Annotated in this window: 2 protein-coding genes; both read left to right on the plus strand. The window is 70.4% G+C overall.

What is annotated here, in order from left to right:
• The first annotated feature begins 76 nt into the window (after window positions 1-76).
• Entirely contained in the window at window positions 77-955 is an 879-nt protein-coding gene (locus ACFXGA_RS40120) for an LLM class F420-dependent oxidoreductase (protein WP_378098445.1), read from the plus strand.
• A 141-nt stretch (window positions 956-1,096) separates the two neighbouring features.
• Window positions 1,097-2,218 (plus strand): acyltransferase family protein, encoded by a 1,122-nt coding sequence (locus tag ACFXGA_RS40125; RefSeq protein WP_378098448.1) that lies wholly within the window; start codon window positions 1,097-1,099, stop codon window positions 2,216-2,218.
• Window positions 2,219-2,287 lie beyond the last annotated feature (69 nt).

Below are 2,287 nucleotides of genomic sequence, written 5' to 3' on the forward strand. Positions count from 1 at the left end.
GTCCCACCGGGCCGCGCTTCCTCCCGGCCCCGGAGCACCGACCCGGGCACACCGAACCACCAGGGAAGGCACCACCATGATCGTCCAACCGCCCGTCGACTACCCCAAGATCGGCCTGTTCTCGCTCAACGAGGGCGCGTCGGTCCCGCCCGGCGCGCTCGCGGAGGTCGCCACGCTGGCCGAGGAGCTGGGTTACGAGTCGCTGTGGATGGGCGAGCACCCGTTCCTGCCGAACGTGCCCGACCCGCACAGCCCGTGGAGCGCCCAGCTCGAACTGGTCGACCCCGTGGTGGCGTTGAGCTTCCTGGCGGGCATCACCAGCCGCATCCGCCTGGCCACCGGCATCCTGATCCTGCCGCTGCGCAACCCGATCGTGCTCGCCAAGGCCCTGTCGTCGCTGGACCACCTCTCCGGCGGCCGGCTCACCCTCGGCGTCGGCATGGGCTACATCGAGCACCAGGCCCGCATGTTCGGCATCGACTTCGCCACCCGGGCCGCCCGCGGCCGCGAGCACCTGGCCGCCATGCGCACGCTCTGGGAGGACGAGAAGCCCGAGTTCCACGGCCAGTACGTCGACTTCCAGGACGTCGACGCCCACCCCCGGCCCGTGCAGCGGCCCATCCCCGTCGTGGCGGGCGGCCACACGCCGGCCGCCCTGCGGTTCGCCGCGACCCGGTGCCAGGGCTGGTACGGGTTCGGGCCCAGCCCGCAGGCCGCCGCCGAGCTGGTGCGGCAGATCGAGGAGCAGGCCGCCCGCCACGGGCGGCCCGAGCACCTCGGCCCGCTGGAGATCACCGTCACGCCGCCGCGCGGTCCCGTCAGCGAGGACGCGCTGCGCGCCTACGCCGCCGCCGGCGTCCACCGGGTCGTCACGTTCCCGCAGGTCGGTGTGGACCTCGCCGGCCTGCTCGCCTATGTCCGCTCGCATGCGCCCACGCGCATCCCGGCTCACTGATCGCGAGGCGGTTGGTGTGTTTTCCGCACTGTGGTGTTCCCGCTCGACGTGGCCCCCGTGGCCCGCACTCGAATCGGAGGAATTTTCGCGATGTCACTCACCGCGACACCGGCTGAGAAATCTCAGCCGATATCGAACGCGTTGTCCAGATTGCCCTCCCTGACCGGTTTGCGCTTCGTCGCGGCCGGCATGGTGTTCTTCTTCCACGCCGCCTACGAGAACCTCTTCGCCGATCCGACGGCGCAGGGCGTCTTCATGGGCATCTTCAGCCAGGGCGGCTGGACCGGTGTCGGTTTCTTCTTCATCCTGAGCGGTTTCGTGCTCACCTGGTCGTCGAGGCCGACCGACACCACCACCCGGTTCTGGCGCCGCCGCTTCTTCAAGGTCTACCCCAACCACCTGGTGACCTACGTCATCGCACTGGTGCTGCTGCTGGCCACCGGGGTGGCGGTGGACGCGGGCGACGCGATCCTCAACCTGTTCCTGCTGCAGTCCTGGTCGCCGTCACTGGCGACGGAGGTCAGCATCAACCCGGTCGCGTGGTCGCTGTCGGTCGAGGCGTTGTTCTACCTGTCGTTCCCGTTCTGGATCAAGCTCGTGCGCAGGATCCCGGCGGGCCGGCTGTGGGCGTGGGCCATCGGCATCATGGCGGTGGTCTGGCTCGTCCCGTTCGCGGCGCACCTGCTGCCGAGCGAGCCGAAGCCGTTCTTCGCGCCCATCTCGGAGTGGCAGTTCTGGTTCGTCTACGTGCTGCCGCCCATGCGCGTCCTGGACTTCGTCCTGGGCATGCTGCTCGCCCAGATCGTGCTGAAGAAGAAGTGGATCAACCTGGGCATCCTGCCCGCGATGGGCCTGGTGGTCGTCGGCTACCTGCTCCCGCACGTGCTGCCGTGGGAGTTCCGCCTCGTGGCGACCACGGTCGTGCCGCTGGCGCTGCTCATCGCGGCCGTGGCCTCGGCCGACGTCGAGGGGAAGTGGTCGCCGTTCCGCAGCCGGACCATGGTCTGGCTGGGCGACATCTCCTTCGCGCTGTATCTGTGGCACCGGCTCACGCTCTACTACGGCAACCAGTTGCTCGGTGGCGGCAGCTGGAGCACGCCGGCCGCCCTCGGCGTGCTGGCGCTGCTGTTCGGCGCCACGATCCTGTTGTCCTGGGTGCTGTTCAAGTTCGTCGAACAGCCGATCATGAAGAACTGGGCCTCGCCGCGGCGCAAGCCGCTCGAGCCCTCGGCGCAGGTGAACCCCACGGGCGCCGCCGTGTGACCCCGAGCGGTGGGGGGGGGGGGGGGGGCGCGGCGCGCCGCACCCCCCCCCCCCCCCCCCCGCCCGCGA

It is taken from the genome of Actinosynnema sp. NPDC059335 (assembly GCF_042752395.1).
Taxonomy (GTDB): domain Bacteria; phylum Actinomycetota; class Actinomycetes; order Mycobacteriales; family Pseudonocardiaceae; genus Actinosynnema.

What these genes read in the sequence shown, in the direction of transcription:
- ACFXGA_RS40120 (WP_378098445.1), top strand. Translation starts at nt 77, where the DNA reads ATGATCGTCCAACCGCCCGTCGACTACCCCAAGATCGGCCTGTTCTCG.